Raw genomic sequence first — 21,519 nt, forward strand, 5'->3', positions numbered from 1 at the left:
AGAGTCAAATGATACCAATATAATATAGGGGAAGTAGGAAATACATATTTTAAAACCTTACCGAACACTTATTTTTATAAATTTGTTTAAATTCACTAACCATGCTAAAAAACTTAAAGTCTTTATTTATAGTAGAAGATGAAGCAGAGAATAAGCAGGCTTCAGAACCCAAAGAGAATAATACGGGTACCAATGAAAAAAAAGCAGCTCCAGCGGCTTCGACTCCACCGCCGCTTCCAAATAATCCTGTGCCTGTTTCTTCAGAAGGAGCGTTGGATAATAAAATAGTTGAAAAATTATTGCAAGCGATAGAAAAGAATAATCTAGATGGCTTTGACTATTTAGAATATAAGAAATCGCTAAAAGCATTGGAAAAAATGCCAATGGACGAAGCTACAAAGTATCGCTCTGCTTTTGCTACAGCATCTACTATGGGAGTAACGCTAGATAAGCTTTTGCAAACGACCAATTTTTATATTGGTGTTTTAGATAAAGAAAATGAGCAGTTTTTAGGGGCATTTAAAAATCAATTTGATAGTAAGGTGTCTGGTAGAGAACGAGAAATAGCACAGTTCGAATCTATCATTAAAGAGAAGTCAGAGCAGATTAAAAAATTGACTGAAGAAATTACGAAGCATCAGCAACAGATTAGTGATTTAAAAGCCAAAGTAGAGGAGAGTAATAATAAAATCAATAAAACACAGAACGATTTTAAAGTATCTTACAGTCATCTGAAGAAACAGTTTGAGGAAGATATTGTTAAAATGCAGAAATATTTAAAGTAAATGGACGACAACTCATTAAAACCAAAATCATTTTGGAAAAAACCCGAAGGTAAAACAGGGATGTTATTTATGGGGCTTTTAGGAGCCGGAGGATTATATGGTTTGTATAAAGTGCTGCCCTTTTTGATACAAATTGCAGAAAACACTCTGTATTTAGGGGTGCTTTTAGCTGTTTTGGGAGCTTTAATCTATATGGTATTAGATCCTAAGATGCGAAACCTGATTTTCTATATGTATAAATCTTTTATGCGCTGGATTACAGGTATTTTTATTCAAATAGATCCAATAGGTATTCTAAAAAGTTATATAGATGATTTAAAGAATAATCTTAGAAAGATGAATAAGCAGATCGCTGTGTTAAAAGGACAAATGAAGCGATTACAGCAAATCATCTATGACAATAAGAAAAGTATCAATAGCAATCTAAAACTAGCAAGTGCTGCAAAAGAAAAAGATAAAAAAGGAATTATGATCCTTAAATCTAGAAAAGCAGGACGTTTACAAGAATCTAATCTTAAGCTCGATGGGCTCTACAAAAAAATGGAAGTTCTATATAGAGTTCTTATTAAAATGTATGAGAATTCTGAAATTCTATTAGAAGATATCGAAGATCAAGTAATGGTGAAAGAGCAGGAAAGAAAAGCGATAAGAGCCAGTCATTCTGCAATGAAATCTGCCATGAATATTATTTCTGGTAATAATGATAAAAAAGAAATGTTCGATCGCGCTCTTGAGGTAATTGCCGAAGACGTGAGTATGAAAATAGGTGAGATGGAACGTTTTATGGATATGTCTACTAATTTCATGGATTCTATTGATTTGCAAAATGGAATTTTTGAAGAAGAAGGGCTAGAGCTATTGGAGAAATGGGAAAAAGAAGGTGTTTCTCTAATCTTAGGAAATCAAAAAGATTTATTAGTGCATGATCAACATAGTGTAGATTTAGATGCACCAATTGTAAAAACCAAAACACAAAATAATCAATATTCGGATTTATTCAATTTCGAAGATTAATAGTAATAACTAATCAAATATTATGGCAAGAGCTAAATTAACTCCATTTTCGAAACTTTTAATTGTAGCACTTATCCTTGGAGGGCTATATTTTCTTATAACTAAATTTGTAACCAACAATCCCGATGCTAAAGAACAAATAGAAAAACTCACTTCTAAGGACAAAGAAGGAAAAACAAAAGAGGGATATAAAGATGTAATCAATGTTGGAGTAGTGACTTGGGGTGGATATGCTGGTGGACAGTATTTCAATGAAGGATTCAAAGCGAATACAGATTCTAGGTTCTATAAAGATTATGGATTTAAAGTAAATTTTGAAGTAATCGATGATTTCGATGCTTCTAGAGATGCTTTTAAAAATGGTTCCATAGATTTAATGTGGGCTACGATTGATGCATTCCCAACAGAGGTAGAAGGATTATCTCAATATCAACCTCAAGTAGTGTTTCAGGCAGATTGGAGTAGAGGAGGAGATGCTATTGTGGCAGCGAGAGGCATAAATAAGGTAAGTGACTTAAGAGGAAAGAAAATTGCAGTGGCACCAATGACACCTTCACATTCTTTCTTGATCTGGTTATTAGAAGCTAGTGATATGACTACAAAAGATGTACAATTAGTAGAAGTTCCTAGTGCTATTGATGCGGCAGATTCTTTTAAAAGTAATACAGTAGATGCTGCAGTAGTTTGGAGTCCAGATGATGCGGATTGTGTAGCTAAAGTGGCAGGAGCAAAAGTGTTGGAAAGTACTAAGAATGCTACCCATATTATTGCGGACGTTTTTGTGTCTAAAAAGGAATTTGTAGAAACTCATAAAGAACAACTACAAGATCTGTATGAAGGATGGATGATTGGAGCTTCAGAATTAAATAGTTCAGATAGCAATAAGAGAAAAGCAGCTAAAATTTTAGCAGAAGGATTATCGCAGCCAGAAGATTTCTGCTACGATGCCATTAATAATGTTAGATTAGCTACTCATGGAGATAATAAAGATTTCTTTGGATTAAATCCTAGCTATAGTGGAGTTACTGGAGAAGATCTATACAATAAAATGAAAGTGAAATATAATAATCTTGGTTATAGTACAGCGGGTGCAAAAAGTTGGAGATTGTTATCTACAAAAGACTTAGTAAATAGAACAACACTTTCTGGGAATTCTCACAATGCAGAGCAACAGAAACAGTTTACCGCTGTGGATGAAACATTGGAGAAAAAAGAGTCCTTATCTTCTAAGAAAGTAAGTATTAGTTTTAGAACAGGAGAATTTCAATTAGATGAAAATTCAAAACAATTAATAGACCTACAGTTCACTCCAATTGCAAAGGCATTTGCCAATGCGAGAATTAGAATTGAAGGAAATACAGATAATGTAGGAAACCGTGCATCTAACATTGCTTTATCTAAGAAAAGAGCACAGTCGGTAGCTGATTATCTAGAAAAAGAACATCAAATGCCTCATAACCGATTTATCATTTTAGGAAATGGTCCAGACAAACCAGTTCCTGGTTGTGAGCGTAACCAAAATGCAGATTGTAAATCTAAGAACAGAAGAACAGACTTTGAATTGGTAGTAGACTAATGGCAGGGATCAAAAAACTTTTTGAGCTTAGAGGAAATTTAGCATCCAAAGACAAAGCAATACTAACAGCAATTGGAGCCATAATCCTTATCGGTTTATGGTTCCTCTTAGCTGAATTTCTGTCCACATCTGTAATTACTCAAGATGAATCCATTGATATTTCGAAAATAACGCAGAGTGAGCGAAAATATTACGAAAGTGATTCTTTGTTGGTAGCCAATTATGATGCACTAGAGAAGATGAGTTTAGAAGAATTGACTTCTTTTGGACTTAAGAAAAACAAAGTATACCCTTTACTACCATCACCCGTTAAGGTAATTAAAGCGTTTCCTGATTTACATAAGAATGATGACGTAGTTGGGAATACATTCTACTCTATAAAACTAAACTTTTTAGGGTATCTAGTAGCTATTTTAGTATCAATACCAATCGGTTTTTTATTAGGATTGATTCCATTGTTTAGAGGATTGTTTAGTCAGATCATAAACTCATATCGATTTATACCACTTACTGCTGTCACAGGTATTTTTATAATGTGGTTGGGATTAGGAAGTGATATGAAGGTATCCTTTTTAGCTTTTGGTATCATTGTCTATTTGATACCTGTCGTCATTCAGCGGATAGATGAGGTACAGAATGTGTATCTCAATACTGTTTTTACGTTAGGGGCTACATCATGGCAAACCATTAGAACCGTATATATGCCATATGTGTTTTCTAAGATTATTGACGATATTCGGGTGTTAACAGCAATATCTTGGACCTATATAACTATCGTAGAAATGTTGAATAAAGGAGGAGGGATTGGAGAATTAATCTGGACTGCGAAACGGCAGAGTAGAATCGATAAAGCTTTTGCGATTCTTATAATCATTGTAGTAATTGGAATTCTACAAGATCGACTTTTTGTGTTGATTGATAAAATATTATTCTCTTTCAAGCATATTAATAAAGGAAATAAACACTAGTATGGCATTACAGTTTACAGATGCTCCTCAGGCACCTAATGTGATTGAACTTAGAGGGATATCCCAATCTTATGATGGAGGGAAAACCAAGATTATAGAAAATTTGGATTTGCTGGTAGAAGATAAGCCTATGCAAGGTCAGTTTACTGTTATACTAGGTATGTCTGGATGTGGTAAGTCTACTTTATTGAGATATATTGCTGGTTTGCAAAAGCCTACCTCTGGAACGGTATTGGTTAATGGGAAACCAGTAAGTAAGGAGAATAGAGTGAGTATGGTGTTTCAACAGTATTCTTCTTTGCCCTGGATGACCGTATTGGATAATGTAGGATTAGGATTGCGTTTTAAAGGAATTTCAAAGAAGGAACGGGACGAAAAAGCGATGGAAATGATCCAGTTAGTTGGCCTGGAAGGTCATCACAGGAAATATGCCCAATATCCGACCCTTTCTGGTGGGCAACTACAACGAGTAGCCATAGCCAGAAGCCTAATGTCTAATCCAGAGATTTTATTAATGGATGAACCCTTTGGAGCTTTAGATATTAAAACTCGCTTGCAAATGCAAGATCTATTAATTGGTATTTGGGAAAAGTTTAGTCCTACGATCTTATTTGTTACCCACGATATTCAAGAGGCAGTGTATTTAGCAGATGATATTTATATTATGAAGCATGCACCATCGAATTTTGTAAAGCATATCGATATTGATTTACCTTTTAATAGAACACGCGAAACGAAAAGATTAGCACATTTTGATGAATTGGTTCATGAAGTTGAGGATGCTATGATGCAAATTGATGTAGGTAATTGATTTTGGAATTAAAAAGAAGAAAGCTGTTTTTAAAACAACTTTCTTCTCGAAATGCTTGTTTATTTAATATGATATTTTGAATGTCATATTAACCTGGAAAACCTGTGTTTCCAATGCAAGCACAATCAAACAAATACTCATTTGGTCCACATTCAGGTGGTAATTCGAGGCAATCAGAACCTAACGATCCCCCATGAATTGTGCTTTGGTTTTTCTTTGAAAGAATTGAAACATCCGATAAGTTTAAAATGCTTTTTAACATAATAAAAAATTAAAAATTAAAATGATTCCTGAACATAAGACACTCAGGTTTGTGTCAGAATCTTGTGTAAGATTCCATAGATACCTTTAGTTTTAGGAATATTTGTTATTGTTAAAAAGGTGTAATTTTCTGTTAAATTTCAGAAAAAGGAATGATTAAAAAATTAAAACAACTAAAATGAAAAGTGTAATAGGGATATTTTTGATTACGGTATCATTAGTGATATTTGGAGTTAGAATTTCAAAAAAAATACAGTTTAAACAAAATGTATCAGGATATCTAAAAAGAGCGGCGGATGCAAGTACAATTGAGATTGCAAATGAAGAACTGACTAAGGTAATTACGTATTTAGAAGCTAATAATTTAACAAGTGGATATACTTCAATGATGTGGGAAACTCCAAATGAAGATATTGGCTTTTGGTATAAAAACTTAAAAGCAAGTCAAAATGAGCTGCAGAATTTAAAATCCGAAAGTGCCTTAGAAAGAACCAATGTACTTATAAAGCTTAGAGAAACTTTGTTGGATACAGGTAAGAAAACAAAGGTGACAATTCCAAAAGGATTAGCGGTTTATCCTGATAATAAGTTATGGGGATTTTTGATAACAACAGCCTTATTTTCATTATTGATCGGTTTCGTACTAATTGCCATAGAAGCCGATAAAAAGGCTAAAAAGAAAGCAGAAGAACAATTAAAAGCATAATTCATTTTTCTTGAAAAAATCTTATGACCAACAGAAAATATCATAAAGCCACAGACCAGTTTTTTGCTAAATTAGATCAAAAACACAAAGCTTCTTTTTTTAAGGGAAAGTCTATTAATCCTTTAAAAATACTAACGATCTCTGAAGCCTTTCCTTCCTTAAAAATAAAAGTTGAAGACTTACTACTATTGTATTCTCTAAAGGAATCTATAGATGAATTAGATTTTATCATTACTACTCAGCATATTCATATTGCTGGTGCAACACTATCTCTAGATAAGGATATTTTTAAGGATGTAAAATTTAGTGCTTTTCCAAAAGAGCACATAGTATTATTAGATTCTCTGATGGAAGATCTTTTGCTTACTAAAAAAGACGAGAAAAAGACACTAGCTGATTTTACAAATAAATTCAAAGATTTTGTCAATCGAAAAGAAGATGTAGCGAAAGATTATGATGTGGATTATGAGTTTCTACAGATCTTAAAAAACGAAGGTGAAAAAATTCAAAATCTTGCTGAGGATCTTAATAATAATAAACGTTTTTCTAATACGATCAATGCTATCGTTCATAAGACTGATGATGCGATAGAGTTTAAAGCAGAACATGTGATTTTGCAGGATATTATTAAGGTATTTAATATGATTTATCCTTTAACGGATAAGGAAAATACTGTTGCCGATGCCAAGGTTAAATTTTTACTTGCATTCATGTTCGAAAAGTTGCAAGGCAATGATATCATAGCTTCACTTTCTATAGAGCGTATCAACAAATTTGTGCAGTCAGAAAAGTTTGAAGAGAATATCGAAATCATAAAAACAGCTAGTCTTTTTGATTTAGGAGAAGATTATAAGAACGAATTTTTATTACCCTCCTTGTTAAAGCGATTGGATAGTCAGCATTTTGCGAATTCAGCCTCTTTTTTATATCGGATTGCTTCGTTAATTGCAAAGGTAGATGATACTATTTCTGAAGAGGAAAAAACCTTGCTGAAGAAGATTAACGATAAGTTACAGCATCCTAAAGAAAAACTAGAAGGTGTAAAGCAAACTGAGATTGATGAAAATGAGACCTTGGATGATGTAATGGATGAGCTCAATGAACTAATAGGATTAGATAATATAAAAACGGCTGTTAAAGAGTTGTCTAATTTCTTGAAAGTGCAAAAGCTAAGAGAAGAAAAAGGGCTTAAAAATGTAAACAATTCGTTGCATTCTGTATTTATGGGACCTCCTGGAACAGGAAAGACCACCGTTGCACGTTTGGTGTCTAAAATCTACCGTCACCTTGGGTATCTAGAAAAAGGGCATCTGGTGGAAACAGACAGAACAGGAATGGTAGCTGGTTACGTAGGGCAAACTGCTCTGAAGGTGGAAGAAGTGATCAAAACTTCACTGGACGGAGTTTTATTTATTGATGAAGCTTATTCTTTAGCCAAGGATAACAAAAAGGACTTTGGTAACGAGGCAGTTGAAGTATTACTCAAGAAAATGGAAGATCATAGAGATCAACTAGTAGTGATTGTAGCAGGATATCCAGATGAGATGGAAGAATTTATTGAATCTAATCCAGGACTACAATCACGATTTAATCGATATTTCACCTTTGATCACTATAAGCCCAAAGAGTTAATAGGTATTTTTGAACTATTCTGTCTCAAAAATGATTTTGTGTTAGCGGAAGAAGCAAAAGAAAAATTGGAGTTTATTTTTGATAAACTTTACGAAAAAAGACATAAAAGTTTTGGAAACGCCAGAGTAGCACGTAATTTATTCGAAAAAATTATAGAGTACCAAGCGAATCGCATTGTAGCTATTACACCACTTACCGAAGAATTGTTAAAGACAATTGTTGAAGAAGATATTCCACCAATTAATCAAACGGTGGACGATTATCTTAGATTTCAAAAAGATGAAGAAGAAGCTTAAATTAGCACGCAATGCATATTGAAAAAGTCTTATCCTATTATCAGGATTGTTACAAACAAGAATTTAGAGATAATGATGTCCTTAATTTCTTAGGAACAAAGGTAGATAAACGGTTTTTCTTAAAAAATAGCACAGGCTTATATAGAGAAGAGGATCCTACGTTTATGAAAATCGATTTTGGTGAGGATTTATATAAGTATCTAGAAATTTACCGAAAAGAGAAAACCTTTGTCGCGTGTAGTTTTTTTATAACTGGTAAACTCACTTTTTTAGGGAGAAAAAGAACAATATGTGCTCCATTAATAGTAACTCCTGCTACCCTAGAAATTAATAGTGATGCACTCTATCATATCAACTATAATTTTGAAGAAAATAGAGTAAATGAAGCTTTATTAAATGTATTAAAAGCAAACTTTAATCTAGATGATTCCTTTTCTCTAGAAATAAAATCACTAATTAATAATCTGGAGCCTTCTGAACAAGATATCAAAGCGATTGCAAAAAAGCTAGAAGAATATATACCTATTCATACCAGCGAATTAGAAGTTTTACCAGCACTTTTAGAAGGGCAAAAAATTAGGGAACATTCAAAATCTCTTACTCTACAACTACTCCCAGCTATAGCTTTGGGGATTGTAGAAAAATCAAAATCGAGTCGCGACGTTTTGCATGAGATTGATGAAATCAAAGAAGGTCATTTGTTTAATGATACGCTTCGTGGATTTTTCTCCAGAAGGAAAACTGAGATTAACACTGATGCAATATCTAAGGAAGGAGTTTATGTGCCTTCTAATTTAAGTAGTTCACAACTTGGGATTATTCAAGCTGTAAAGACCAATGATATAACAGTGGTGATAGGACCTCCAGGTACTGGTAAGTCTTACACAATAGCCTCTTTAGCATTGGATCAGGTATATCATAACAAAAGTGTTTTAATATGTTCTAAATCTGATCAGGCGGTTGATGTACTGCAAGAAAAAATTGTACAAGACTTAGGAGTAAAAGGGCTTTCTATACGTGCTGGATCTGGCCGTAGTCATAAAGCGAAATTAAAAAAGAAACTAGAATCAATTAATGTTTTTCAAAAAGGAGGGAAGGATTACTTCATCCCTAAAAAACAAAAAGAGATTGATCATGCCGTAAATAAGATTAAGGAAATTAGTGATGAAATTCGAGATCGAGAGGAGAGAGAAATTAAAAACGCTGAGTTGTTTTTAGATTACAACCCTTCTTTTTTTAAGAGATTAAAACGTAAATATGTTTCTAAGCAAGTCTTAAAAGAATATCCATTTTGGCAGTTAATAGAATTGTTGGAACATTATATTCATCAAAAAAATAAATTAATTAAAGAAATCATTTCTTTAAAATATAGAGATAAGATTTCTGATTTGTTATCAAAGGATCAAACACTATCTAAGTTTTCAAAATTGGTAAAGACCAGAAATATCGAAGAGCGAGAACGTTTGTTTCAGGAAGTCGATTTTCAATCTGTATTGCAATGTTTGCCGATTTGGATAACAAAATCTACCGATGTTAGCGATGTTTTTCCATTACAAAATGATCTTTTTGATGTAGCGATCATAGATGAAGCTTCCCAGTGTGATATTGCTACGATGATTCCAGTCCTAGCTAGAGCGAAGAAGGTAGTAGTTGTTGGAGATCCAAAACAATTAAGACACGTTTCATTTTTGTCTAAACAAGTTATGCAAGATACAGCAAATGCTTATGGTTTGTTGAAAGGCGAAGAAGTGATGAATTACAGAGAAACTAGTTTTCTAGATTATGCTTTGGAGCGACTGCCTTCTCAGAGCAATGTGCATTTTTTAGATGAGCATTACCGAAGTGTTCCAAGCATCATAAGATATAGCAATCAAAAATTTTATTTTGAAAAGCTAAAGGTGATGTCGGACTTACAAATCCATCATAAAACCTCTGCAGTACATTGGGTTTTCTGTGAAGGTGAAAAATTGAAAAACGGAACCAATTTACAGGAGGCAGAACAATTATTAGAAGATATACAAAAAGTTATCGATGAAGAACATCAATTAGCTATTGGAGTGGCTACAACGATTGGAATTCTGTCACCATTTAGAGATCAGGTAAATTACTTGAAAGATAAAATCGAAGAGCTTGATCTTGCTGCTATCAAAAAACATAAAATTGCTGTAGGTACGCCTTTTGAATTTCAGGGAGAAGAACGTGATCAGATGTATATTACCTTCACTATAGATAACCAAACAAGTACTTCGGTGTTCCAATATCTAGATAGAGAAGATGTTTTTAACGTTAGTATAACACGTGCCAAGCAGCAGCAATTTCTATACTATTCTTTTGATCCTAAGAATTTTAAAAATAAACATTTAGTAATCGATTATTTATCGGAAACAAGGATCCAATATCCTCAAAATTCTGTGGAGGAATATATGGATAATTTTGCCGAAGAAGTATTAGAAGAGCTAATCCAGTTGGGCATTAAGCAAGAAGATATTATTGTAAATTATCCTATCGCAGGTTATGTAATGGATATTTTGGTAACACATAAACAACGCACCATTTGTATAGACTTGGTAGGGTATCCAGGAGCATTGGAAAAGACATTTTCAATAGATCAATATAAAACATTATTTAGAACGCAAATTCCAATTATTACGATACCTTACGTATATTGGTTACATAATAAAAAAGAATGTTTACATCATATTACTAAGAAAGTAAGAATTGCCAAATGATTACCGAGAAAGAAATATCAAAGCAAATCGGAAGAGTAGTAAAATCACCTATCAGAGTAGGAAGTGTTACTGATTTAAAGATTGATGTTAGTTCTTTTTTACATTTTTTTAGACCTTTCTTTTCAGAGCTACAAGACGATGCATATGTAGTTAGAGGAAAACAAATCGCCTTTTTAAAAGAAGTTTTTCCAGAGGATTCCGTATCAATAGAGAAGTTACATAAAGCGTATTTTGAAGGGACTAAGACCTTGGATGCGTTAGCCTATTGGTTACAACAACTTACCGATGACCAACAAAGGGAATTCGAGCAATTATCTACCATTACCAGACAGCGCAATATCTCAAGTTTTTTGATTGAAATTTGGGATGATCAATATTTTGTAGAACGGATCATACAGCAAGGTTTTGAACAAGATGTAGATGATTTTCGTGTTTGGAAACGTGTTTTCAAACAAGCATCCAGATCAGCTGTAGAAAATGAGATGTTTTTTGAGTTATTAAAACGAATGGCAAGATTGGTAAAACACATACATCCCGAAGTTCGAAAGATTCAAATCACCAGTCATTTTATGAGAACTATTTCTCATGAAAAAATAAAAGGAGAAAATGCTCCAGAAGGAGTCCATGAAGATGGAGCTCAATATATCATGTCTGCCTTAGTGGTCAATAGACAAAATATAACTGGTGCTGAGAGTCAGATTTACGAAAAGACAATGCCAGAAACCAATGAGCTGATCTTTAAAAAAGTACTACAACCAGGAGAATTTATTTTTCAAGCAGATACAGGAGAAGAATTTACTTTCGGAAATGATCTATGGCATTATGTAACACCCATAGAACCAGAAGATATTTCTAAACCTGGAATTCGAGATATTATAGGATTTGATATCGATATTTTAGAGTAAAGACATTCCTGTTTCTTCTTCTAACTTATCAGAGGTGGTTTCAATTTGTTTTTTAATGAGTCTAAAGCTGGTATTCTCATATACAGTTTTTAATTCATCTTTCCCAGCATCTTCAAACAGATACGCAAGTGTTTGAATACAAATTTTTCCTAATGATTGTGATGTAGCACCATAGTTAGAACCTATAGAAACAGCATAGCATCTTTCTAGAATATTGGATATGAGTTTAATACAGTTGTGATTATTTCTATACCCATGAAGCTGTATCAATCCCTTAACTAGATTTATATTCTCTTGGTAAACATGCTCATAAACACCATAGATAATATCTTTTTCGTTATTGTCCTCTTTTTGCCTTAGTGTTACATTTCGTAATCGTAAATAAGCAAATTTTCGGAGTATTGAGTAGCTAAAATCATCGAACTTCTTTTGATGTATCTTTTCTAAACATTCATTAATCTGTATAAAGGATTTTTGATGAATATTTTTGGAGAGAATTTTAAGGATTTTCGAAATATTATGTTGGTATTTTTCACTCATATTAGAGATCAATTTGTTTACATGAACTCCAAACGGATCTGGTAATAACTGAAAAACATATGCCGAAGGGATTAAATTGATTTTACTGTTTTCCAGAATGACTCTATGAATAATACTTTTAGCATCCATATGTTGTTTTATAGAAAGATATTGTATAGATCTAGAGCGTAAGAAAGAATGTAAGCTCACATTTAACTCAGGACTTATTCTATGATTAATGGAATGCTTTTTTAATTGCCTTAATAATGGGCGAAGTGGATAATCGTATGCGTAGGTGTCTTTCCACTTATGGAAAAAGTAAGTAAAATCCTGACTAGTAAGACGCATTTTAGAATTTAATAAGTGATATCCAATAGCATGTTTAAAATCTTGTGGGATTTTATCAACTAATTTACTCTCAGATTTGGAAGAGGATCTTCTGTTTTTAGAGCGTTCTTTTAAAAGATAATACAATACCTCTTTTTTAATTTCGGGATGAGAACCTAGTAAGGTTTTATGATGCTCCAAAGAGTTGAAAATTACCTTTTCTAGATTGTCATGATTGTAATCAAAAAGCGAAGTAGCATCTTCATAAATATTCGTTAGCATTTCTTCTGCTATAGGAGAGTCTTCATCTGAAAAATCAAGATCTATAATATAGGGGACGTTCTTTTCTTGGGAGGAAGTTTCAGAACTTAAATGTTCTAATTCTTCCTTAGATATTTCAAATGTTTTTTTGATTCCAAAGAATGATAATATGTTCTTAATGTTTATAGCCAAACCTATTCTTTATGAATTTTAAATCAAACTAATCCCCATTTGTTCTTTAAGTATTTTTGACTCTTTTTCTATTGTTTGCTTTATCTGTTTATAGGTAGTTTCTTGATAGAGATTTTTAATTTTTTGTATTCCGGTTTCTTCATAATGATTTGCTAATGTATAGACACATAGCTTGCCTAATGACTGAGAGGTTTGGCCTAGCCGCACTGCATTAGCATTAGAAAAAGAACGTTCGGTAATTCTAAGAAGATGAGGGATTGCACTTTTTTTGTGTTTGAAATCCGCTAATGAAATGATAATACTTTTGAGAATTGCTATGTTCTCTTTTTTAATGTATTGACAATTATATCTTACTTCTTTTCCTGTGTTATACGTTACTTTTTCAACCCTCAGATTGCTCATTTTAGGTTTGAATAAAGAGGCTTTTTTAATAAAATGCAACATTTGTATTTTATAAGCATTCCTTCCTATAGTATTTAGCTCTTCCTGAATGAGAACTATTAATTTAAAAGGATTGTAAAATTGTTTATTCTCCTCAAAAGTTTTGAATATATGGCAATAAGCATCTTGTTCTTTTTGATCACAGTTTCGAATAAATTTGTTGATGTAATCAGCAAAAGGGTCAGAAGCTAATAAAAATGAGGGTTGATTTTCATCATTGTCTTGAGCATATAAATGCAATATACGTTGTATTGTATTCCTAGGAGTTTTGTAATAGTTGTACCACTCATTATGAAACCTTGGGGTTTTTAAAAACTTTTGGAGATACTGATAAAACTCTTTACTTACTGTATCATTTTTTGTTTTTTTTCTCAGTCTAGAAGTTAAAGAAGCAATTGATACATAAGTGGGATATTTTACCCAAAGATTCATGAAGTATTCGAAATCATTTTCTTTAAAATGCAGATTCGATCTTAGGAGAAGTTGTAATATTTCCTGTAAATATTGGGTTTTTAAGGGAGGCTTAACTATGTTTGGAGTGGTTTCAAACCAAATAATTTCCTTCGAAATCCAATAAGCAAAATCTCGTTTGAAAGATATTTGTTGTTCAGATAGAAATATATATGAATCTAAACTCGTGAACTTCGGAGCCCAATAATTATATCTGTTGATTTTAAATTTATGTTTGGCTTCTTCAAAAATGGTTTTGGATAACTCTTCAAAACTGTATTTAAACAGAGGAGTAGTTATTACATCAATGATTTCTTTTTCATGCTTGTCATTTTCTTGATTTTCATCGACATCATCTGTTATTTTTTCCAGTTCACGTTCCGTAATCTCAAATTTGGATTTTTTGATACCGAATAAAAAAGATAGAATTTTGTCTAAAATCATTAACAAGTAGGTTTTACTAGAAATGGAAAACATTAAGACAACATACAACTGATATGATCTAAAGAAGAACCGTAGTCAAAACCAAAATCTATGTGTACTAAATCTCCGGCTTTTACTTCTTGAGTATTGGTAGTTTTTAATACTGTAGGAGGCATCAGACTATCAGTTCCTGTAAAATTAGCACCTTCAGTAACTTCTACATAGGATTCTAGGTACAATGCGTTTACCGTTCCCGAAAACAAAACAGGAACAGAAAAACTTAGTTTAACTCCTTGTTTCTTCTCTTTTAATAATTCGATTTCATTAACCAAAAATTGTTGTGTTAAGAACATTGGTTGATGTCTAGTAAAATTAACAGGGTAATGATGAATGTTTTCATCAATTTCCGCTTCGCAAAGTCTGGCAAAGTTTACGATTCGGTTTGGGAATAATTTTCCGCCAGGTTTTAAAAATTCACGCATATGCTGAAAAATCTGTACCTGAAATTCATTAGCACAATAAATACTCATTAATTCACCGACTACAAAGTCTACTTTTTCTGGTAAATCTACAGTGAGGGCATCTGCATAGATCACTTCTACTTTATCGGCCCAAGGATATTTGGAAATTTCTTCATTGATAAAAGGAATGAGATCTGGATTATTTTCGATCAGATATGCTTTTTTTACAAAGGGCATGTATAATTTGGTAAGAGGTAAGGTTCCTACGCCAATTTCACAAACAGTAGCATCTTTAAAATTATCGTTGAGCTGAAAAGCCTTATGAAAAGCATCTACACGTTGTTTATCTGTTTCCATAATCTTATAGTAGATTTCAGGGAAACCAAAATGAGATTCATCAAATGTCTGCGCTGTTAGTAAGCTATATTTTAGCGCATCATAATTGTCAACTACTTCCTCGAATAATTTGTCTTTCATCGTTGTATTGATTGTTTTGAGTAAATATAGTAATTAAACAAATGGGCGTAATAGATAAAAATAAAAGACCGAAAAAAAATAAAAATAAGGGGGTAGGGTATTTCTTATGTAGTACGTTTTATAGATAACTACAACTAATATAAATGAACAAAAACTACGCTGTAAGATGATCAAAACTACTAATAAACCGGCTCTTATTAGCATTTTAGAATCTATGTTATTGATTGCATTTATACTGATAGGAACAGCAAGTTTTTCTCAGCAATCTAATAACTCGTATATTTTTGGTCACAGTTTAGTAAATCATAGTGCCGATCAAGCGACTCAAAACAGAAGCAATATACCGGATTGGATGTATTTGCTTGCTCAACAAGCAGGTAACCAATATACAGTAGACGGTCAGTTTAATTTTTTACCACTACAACAGTTGCCACCAATATTTCAATGGGGGTTTATAGATGCGCCTAATACCAGAACCAATGAATCTAACGATGATTTTGGAAGTTGGAATTATGATAACGTAATTGTTACACTAGCTAACTTTATTCAGCAAACCTCCACACCTTCAGAAAATGCCTTTTGTGATCCACAATATATAGAAGATTGTAATGAAGATCCTAATGCGTTAAGTTCTGTGGAAGCAGTTTTGAGAATTTTAGATTATGCCGGAACAGAAGAGACTGGAATTCATTTCTATATTTATGAAAACTGGCCAGAGTTTAACGGGACATTTCCTCCAAATTCTCAAGCACAGGAAGATCAAGAGTTTGGAGCTTTTTATGATTATACTCGTGGAGATTTTCATGATTGGTGGATTACGCTCCAAGATGAGGTTTTAGCATTAAGACCAGATGCTGAGGTGAAATTAATTCCTACTGGACCAATTTTAGCAGATCTATTTTCTGATCAAGGAATATTATCAGATATTTCGGCAACTACACTTTATGAAGATTCAGCCCCACATGGGTATCCGGTACTTTATTTTCTTGCGGCATTGGTACATTATTCTGTAATATATGGAGAACGACCACCAGCTAATTTTCAGTTTCCGGATGCGGCATTAACTAGTCCCATTCAAATTCCTGATACAGTAAAAAATAATTATAATGTGATAGTAGACTTTATTTGGAACAGTCTTCAGAACTACACATTTGATAATGGCGATAGTAGAGTTTTTTTAGAAAATCAAACCCTATCGATAGAAGATATATCAACAAATACTCAAAAACCTATACTATATCCGAATCCCGGAAATGGTGTTTTTAATCTAGAACTTCCACAGACTACAATTTTCCCGGTTGAAGTAAAGATTGTAAATACCATTGGTCAAGTAATTGACGAAATTTCCATAACTGATCATCAATCGACAAATTTTAATTTAGATAAAAAAGGGACGTTTTTTCTAAAAATTATTGGTGATCAGTATTCGGATATCGTGAAAATAATTGCCAGATAAATGGTGATAGATAAAAAATCCTGCTAAGCTCATTGAATTAAGTTTGTGTTAGACGCTATTTTATTTGGGAAATAGTTATTTTCAATGAGCTCTAGCAAGATAATAGAATGTCCTATGCGTTTTTAAATTATATGTATTGTATTGATTTTTGATGATTTAACTACATCCCAGGTCGGCTTTCGATGCAGGATCACTATTTGGAAAGCAGTTTCCAGAGTTTACCTGATCTGGATCATATCTAGATAAATTAGGATCTCTTAAACTATTTTCAATAAACAATACAAGATTATCTATTTCGGTTTTGTTTAGTTTAATATCACCAAATTGAGGTGCTAGATTAGCAGTTGTGGCTTCAGAACTTTGGGGAACACCAGCAATTTTATATTCTATGACCTCTCTAACAGAGGTGAAAGTTCCTCCGTGACCGTAAAAACCACCATTGTCAACTAAATTGTAAAGTGTAGGAGTTTTAAATTTATATTCGTCTGCTGCTACTTTGGTAAATCCACCTCTTCCTTTTTTTACATTTTCAAACCCAACAGGATCTAAAACAACAGCATCGCTAGAATTATCAAAATCCCCCATTCCGAAGGCATAGAAATTCTTGTCAGTTAAAGCAGGTCCTGTATGACATTCATAACACTTTCCTTTCCCAAAAAATGCCTTTGCACCTTTCTTTTCATCATTAGATAACATGCTGTAATTACCTTTAAGCCATTCTTGCCAAGGAGATTGATTGGCTAATACCGTTCTTTCATAAGCCGCAATAGCTAAGGCTGCTGTTTGTGTGGTATACCTTTCAGAAACGGGAAGACTTGGAAAAGCGTCATCAAACATCTGTTGGTATCCAAAACTAGATACAAAATTACCATCAACTAATAATCGATGTACTCCTTGTCCTTTGATCGCTTGTACTTCTACACCTTCAAATCCTATAAAGTTTTCAGGAATGTTGGTCCAATTCGCTTCTGTACCCAGATTGGTACCTGATCCTCCGAATTGACCATTCCATAGCATGATGTCCTGATACGCTGCATTTAATACTGTCGGAGAGCGGATAGGTTGGATATCCGCATCACTTACTGCGATACCAGGATTAAAAACACGTGCTTCACCACTAGTACCAAAACCTACACCAGCTTCACCAATACCTTGTCTGATTCCTGCTCCAAAACCAGCTGCTGAATGATGGCAAGAGGCGCATGAATACGTAAATAAGTTAGATGCAGTCGTTGGGTTTCCTCCAGTTGCGGTTTCATGGAAAAGAAGCTTTCCTAAAGCTACTTTTTCATCTGTAATAGGATTTAATGGATCTTGAGGAATACTACTATATTGATCGCTATTTGGAAGAATAAAATAAGCAGCTCCAACGCCTCCAGAAATAGCATCCAATTCGTCTAGTATTTGTTTATCTAAACCAGTAGCAGTGTTGGAGTTTTTTGAAAATAAATTTTGATCTTCATTCGAGTTTAATGGAATGTACTCGTCTTGCTCACATGCCAATAGAGTGGAAATAAGGGCAAAAAAAAGTATTTTTTTCATAAGTTAAATTTAATAGTAGGTAATAATGTTAATAATAAAGTATTAAGGAACTTTATACACGAGTCCTACGGAAAATCCAGAGGCTCGATCATAATTCTTTCCACTCATATTGGTAGTGTATCCTGTAGAAACTCCAATACTCTGTTTATATACAGGGACATAGAGGTCAAAATAAAAGTTAGTGTAATCAACTTCTGTTTCTGGTAGTGCGGCCGCACCACCTGCTTCAGCAAACTCAGGAGTACCGATATCAAGACCGTCCAAAGAATTTTGAGTTCCTATTTTTGCATGAGCGTAAAACCATTTATTATAATATCCCAGTTTCGCACTGAAAAGAGTGGCATTTGGGATTTCAAAATCACCATTGTTACGCAAGCTGTAAGCTGCTTGCAATTCTACAAACAGATTTCTGGAAGCATTGATTTGTACAAACCCACACCCATCAATGGCAGTAGCTCCGTTTCCTAATGATAGAATTCCAGCTTCTTCATATCCTCCTACGGGAACGGATACACCAGCGGCGCCGCCTATAGCAATTTTCGATACGTTGTTAATTTGAGCATCTAAAACTCGGGCTTTAAAAAACATACTTAAGTCTTGTACTCCGCTTACCTGATCCGTCTGCGAAACAGGATCTACAACGCCTGTTTCATTTTGCATAGAGATGTAAGGAAGGGTGACTGTGGTTGAAAGCCAATCTAGGATTCCATATTCTCCATAGACACTAACTACAGAAGAGCTGATTTCTCCCATATTCATTGGGGTCGTTTCCGTTTGTGTATTTCCCATAAAAAAATTGTCATAGCTTTTGTACGAATATGATGAAGCTACTGTAAACTCGTTCTTTTGTGGAAAAAAACCATTGATGATTGTTTGTGCTGTTAATGAAGAAAAAGAAGTTAAGCAGAGTATAAATAGTGAGATTTTAAGGGTAATATTTTTATTCATAATAGAGGGTAATTTAGTTTTAAAAGTATATCAATTTAGTATTGATAACTACTCATGGTTTTTTGCTAAAGCTTACAAGCATAGCGTAAGGTTAGTTCATGATAGTTCTGGCAAAATATTTTTGAGGCAATTTTGGCTAATTATTACTAGTTATAGGGGTTTTCTCGTGATTTTTATTCAAATTCCAATCGTAGGTAACATATTTTTTCTTCATGTTTTTGTCGATGGTAATTGTAGAATATTCGTTTATAAAATCGATAACATCCACATTGTTACTGATAAAATCATCTTCATACCATTCGAATAATTGAGAAATTCTAACTGTCTGAGAGTTAATCTGATTTCTCTGAGGGTCATTGATGAACTCTCTTGTTCTTTCATCAAGTGCGTACTCAATATTCTCACTAGTATATGCTCTGTTCCATAGTCTTGGAGAGGACATGGATCCACAGTTTAGTAAAAAGTGAATTCTAGGATCTCCGAATTTTCTTAAGATCTTATGTTCGATATCATCTAAACTATAACGAACATTATTCGATTTGAAAACTTTTCTTTTCCAAGGATCTTCTAATTGATTGATGGATGTGATAGGATATTCATCAATAATCATTTTCATCACCGTTGCATTATATACATTTAGCCAATAAGCTAATTTTTCTTCTTTACTCCAGTGATTTTCGGGAGAAACATTTTGTAGGTATCTAAAATACTTATAAAATACTATGACATCATTTGTAACTCCATCGTAGTCTACTAAACCATCTTCTGTAACATTAAGAACTAGGATTTGGTCCCAAGGAGAATGGTCTACAGTTTCCTGGGAATTGATTTGGAACGATACTAAATAAAATAAAATTAGTAATAGGGATTTTGGGATCTTCATTTTGTTAGTTTTTTTGGGGTTATTTACATTTTTTTCAACGTTAGGAAGGACTAAATTAACAAAAAAACGGACGTAATACATTCATGTAACTTTACGTTAGAAATGATAATAATATAATTCTTACATAAGTTGAAATTAACTTGTAACTTCTTTACTGTTAAACCTTTTAGTGATTTACGGTCAAGATTAATTTCTGAATAGTGTTTTGTTCTTTCACAAAATTGGGTTCAGATATGCAAAAATGACTTTAAAATTTAAGTGAACTATTATGATCAAAATTCCCGTTAATATTGATACTGGAATTGAATTTAAGGATGCCTAAAAAGGAAGATTATTTAGAATTTTTCATGACGATTTTTTAAGTGTAGAATTGCTTGTATTTGATAAAATACAAGTAAAAAAACATCATTTTTGAAGTGAAAAATGAAGAAAAATGGTGAAAATTAGTGAACCTTAAAAAAAACACCACTTTAACATAAAATTAACATTTTGTTACGGTTTTCAAGTATCAAAATATTCTTTTTTATCGTTTGGAGAATGGCTTTGTAAGCGATGATAATAAGGGAAAACATCAAGATAAATGTATCTTGATGTTGTGAAGAGTGTTTTTTTGAATTATGAAAATATTATGATGTATCGCATCTTTTTTGTAAGAATTGATTTCTAGAATGTTATCTGTTTATCATTTTTTCTTTAACGAGAGACCATTGTAAAATTTTTGCAATGTTTTTCGCATCATCAACACCTCTATGATGGGTTCCTTCTAACGGAATATCAAGAATACCTAAAGCTCCTTTCATACCAACTTTTTTTCGTAACCCTCTGGTTTTTTGGAAAAGGTCCTTTACATTTATGTGGTTTTGCGATAAAGGGTATTCGATATCACGAAATTTACATTGCTTTTTCATCATATTTAGATCGTATAGCCCATAGCTAGCCCATGTAAGTTGATGTCCTTGGTACTCGGTCCTTACAATTTCACATGCTTCGGCAAAAGAAATACCTTCTCGATCCAGTAAATCCTGATTAATTGTTGTTAGTTCCGTGCAAAACGGACTTACTTCTGATCTTTCTGGTTTTACCAGGATTCCTCGATTTTTGGTAACCCCTCCAGTTTGCGTATCTAGTAAGCAAATACCAATTTCTATTATTTCATTGGTTTGTCCTGGAGGTATCTTACCGTTCCAGCAGGTTGCTTCTAGATCTATAATTATTATTGTGTTTTTGTTTTCCATTTTATTTATTTTTTAGAAGAGGTCTAAAAAGTATCTAAAGTTTTTGTTTGTCTGTCTGGGCCTGTCGAAGACAATTTGAAAATCAAATGATTAAAAACTTCGACAAGCTCCTTTAGATTTGTTTTTTAGATATTTATGAAAGAGAAAGGAAACAAAAGTAACCTATGACAAGGCTCTAAGTTTTAAGACTTATAAGCTGATTTAGACTTTTGTTTCCCTTT

Annotated in this window: 17 protein-coding genes; 10 read left to right on the forward strand and 7 right to left on the reverse strand. The window is 33.1% G+C overall.

Annotated features, from left to right (window positions below; all coding sequences use genetic code 11):
* The first annotated feature begins 101 nt into the window (after positions 1-101).
* The 9 genes from ACWNT5_RS22430 (at position 102) to ACWNT5_RS22470 (ending at position 11,683) form a co-directional block, all read left to right on the forward strand.
* Positions 102-785 (forward strand): hypothetical protein, encoded by a 684-nt coding sequence (locus tag ACWNT5_RS22430; RefSeq protein WP_456518624.1) that lies wholly within the window; start codon positions 102-104, stop codon positions 783-785.
* Entirely contained in the window at positions 786-1,799 is a 1,014-nt protein-coding gene (locus ACWNT5_RS22435) for a PspA/IM30 family protein (RefSeq protein WP_299606275.1), read from the forward strand. It begins immediately after the preceding gene.
* Positions 1,800-1,821: 22 nt separating this feature from the next.
* Positions 1,822-3,375: a phosphate ABC transporter substrate-binding/OmpA family protein gene (locus ACWNT5_RS22440; RefSeq protein ID WP_299606276.1), complete on the forward strand. Its 1,554-nt coding sequence runs from the start codon at positions 1,822-1,824 to the stop codon at positions 3,373-3,375.
* A complete protein-coding gene (locus tag ACWNT5_RS22445; RefSeq protein WP_299606280.1) occupies positions 3,375-4,343 on the forward strand; it encodes an ABC transporter permease in 969 nt (322 codons plus the stop codon). The genes ACWNT5_RS22440 and ACWNT5_RS22445 overlap by 1 nt, the downstream gene beginning before the upstream one ends.
* Before the next feature lies 1 nt (position 4,344).
* Entirely contained in the window at positions 4,345-5,154 is an 810-nt protein-coding gene (locus ACWNT5_RS22450) for an ABC transporter ATP-binding protein (RefSeq protein WP_456518625.1), read from the forward strand.
* Between the two features lie 439 nt (positions 5,155-5,593).
* Positions 5,594-6,121: a hypothetical protein gene (locus tag ACWNT5_RS22455; RefSeq protein WP_299606283.1), complete on the forward strand. Its 528-nt coding sequence runs from the start codon at positions 5,594-5,596 to the stop codon at positions 6,119-6,121.
* 23 nt (positions 6,122-6,144) lie between these two features.
* Positions 6,145-8,049, forward strand: a complete 1,905-nt coding sequence (locus ACWNT5_RS22460) for an AAA family ATPase (RefSeq protein ID WP_456518626.1) — start codon at positions 6,145-6,147, stop codon at positions 8,047-8,049.
* Between the two features lie 11 nt (positions 8,050-8,060).
* On the forward strand, positions 8,061-10,778 hold the full coding sequence (locus tag ACWNT5_RS22465) for a DEAD/DEAH box helicase (RefSeq protein ID WP_456518627.1): 2,718 nt from the start codon (positions 8,061-8,063) through the stop codon (positions 10,776-10,778).
* Positions 10,775-11,683: a 2OG-Fe dioxygenase family protein gene (locus ACWNT5_RS22470; RefSeq protein WP_456518628.1), complete on the forward strand. Its 909-nt coding sequence runs from the start codon at positions 10,775-10,777 to the stop codon at positions 11,681-11,683. The genes ACWNT5_RS22465 and ACWNT5_RS22470 overlap by 4 nt, the downstream gene beginning before the upstream one ends.
* Here ACWNT5_RS22470 and ACWNT5_RS22475 read toward each other — a convergent pair.
* The 3 genes from ACWNT5_RS22475 to ACWNT5_RS22485 are packed head-to-tail and all read right to left on the reverse strand — an operon-like array spanning position 11,675 to position 15,234.
* The gene (locus tag ACWNT5_RS22475; protein WP_456518629.1) at positions 11,675-12,982 is read right to left on the reverse strand and encodes a hypothetical protein; all 1,308 of its coding nucleotides are present in this window, start codon (positions 12,980-12,982) and stop codon (positions 11,675-11,677) included. The genes ACWNT5_RS22470 and ACWNT5_RS22475 overlap by 9 nt on opposite strands.
* An 18-nt stretch (positions 12,983-13,000) precedes the next feature.
* A complete protein-coding gene (locus ACWNT5_RS22480) occupies positions 13,001-14,317 on the reverse strand; it encodes a hypothetical protein (RefSeq protein WP_456518630.1) in 1,317 nt (438 codons plus the stop codon).
* A 32-nt stretch (positions 14,318-14,349) separates the two neighbouring features.
* Positions 14,350-15,234, reverse strand: a complete 885-nt coding sequence (locus ACWNT5_RS22485) for an rRNA adenine N-6-methyltransferase family protein (RefSeq protein WP_456518631.1) — start codon at positions 15,232-15,234, stop codon at positions 14,350-14,352.
* 166 nt (positions 15,235-15,400) lie between these two features.
* On the opposite strand from ACWNT5_RS22485, the gene ACWNT5_RS22490 reads away from it, so the two are divergent.
* Positions 15,401-16,690: a T9SS type A sorting domain-containing protein gene (locus ACWNT5_RS22490; protein ID WP_456518632.1), complete on the forward strand. Its 1,290-nt coding sequence runs from the start codon at positions 15,401-15,403 to the stop codon at positions 16,688-16,690.
* 156 nt (positions 16,691-16,846) lie between these two features.
* Here the strand turns inward: ACWNT5_RS22490 and ACWNT5_RS22495 are convergent, their stop codons facing one another.
* The 4 genes from ACWNT5_RS22495 to ACWNT5_RS22510 form a co-directional block, all read right to left on the reverse strand.
* Positions 16,847-18,232: a cytochrome-c peroxidase gene (locus tag ACWNT5_RS22495; RefSeq protein WP_456518633.1), complete on the reverse strand. Its 1,386-nt coding sequence runs from the start codon at positions 18,230-18,232 to the stop codon at positions 16,847-16,849.
* Between the two features lie 42 nt (positions 18,233-18,274).
* The gene (locus ACWNT5_RS22500; RefSeq protein WP_456518634.1) at positions 18,275-19,180 is read right to left on the reverse strand and encodes a hypothetical protein; all 906 of its coding nucleotides are present in this window, start codon (positions 19,178-19,180) and stop codon (positions 18,275-18,277) included.
* 136 nt (positions 19,181-19,316) lie between these two features.
* On the reverse strand, positions 19,317-20,063 hold the full coding sequence (locus ACWNT5_RS22505; RefSeq protein ID WP_299606307.1) for a DUF547 domain-containing protein: 747 nt from the start codon (positions 20,061-20,063) through the stop codon (positions 19,317-19,319).
* 671 nt (positions 20,064-20,734) lie between these two features.
* A complete protein-coding gene (locus ACWNT5_RS22510; RefSeq protein WP_456518635.1) occupies positions 20,735-21,298 on the reverse strand; it encodes an exonuclease domain-containing protein in 564 nt (187 codons plus the stop codon).
* Between the last annotated feature and the right edge of the window lie 221 nt (positions 21,299-21,519).

This window comes from Aquimarina sp. 433, assembly GCF_054054605.1.